The organism is Roseibium aggregatum, assembly GCF_014692675.1.
GTDB lineage: Bacteria > Pseudomonadota > Alphaproteobacteria > Rhizobiales > Stappiaceae > Roseibium > Roseibium aggregatum_C.
Genome location: NZ_JABFCZ010000108.1, coordinates 1 through 430, shown reverse-complemented (window position 1 = coordinate 430; position 430 = coordinate 1). Strand labels below are relative to the sequence as shown.

Genomic DNA, 430 nt, shown 5'->3' with positions numbered 1-430 from the left:
GCTCCACGTGCTGATCGCACTCGCCTGCGCCGGTCTCGGTGCCTCGCCGGCGCTGGCCGAGTGCGGCCGCGCCTCCTGGTACGAGCTCACCGGACGCACCGCCAGCGGCGCGCGCGCCAACCCCGAAGCGCTGACGGCGGCGCACCGCAAGCTGCCCTTCGGCACCAAGGTGCAGGTGGAGAACCTGTCGAACGGCCGCAAGGTGACGCTGACCATCGTCGACCGCGGCCCGTTCGTGCGCGGCCGGGTGATCGACGTCTCGCGGCGCGCGGCGCGCGAGCTGAAGTTCATCAACAAGGGGGTGACCAGGGTGCGGGTAACGGTCGCCGGACGGACGGAGGCGTCCTGCGGCTGACGCGCGGCGGATCGCGCTGCAAATTCGGCTGAAGGGTGGTCCGAAGCGGCGGGAAAATTGGTCCTGACCGTGAGG

Annotated in this window: 1 protein-coding gene; it reads left to right on the top strand. The window is 71.4% G+C overall.

Features of this window, described 5'->3' with window-relative positions:
- Positions 1 to 7: 7 nt before the first annotated feature.
- Entirely contained in the window at positions 8 to 355 is a 348-nt protein-coding gene (locus HK439_RS26515; RefSeq protein WP_190294473.1) for a septal ring lytic transglycosylase RlpA family protein, read from the top strand.
- Positions 356 to 430 lie beyond the last annotated feature (75 nt).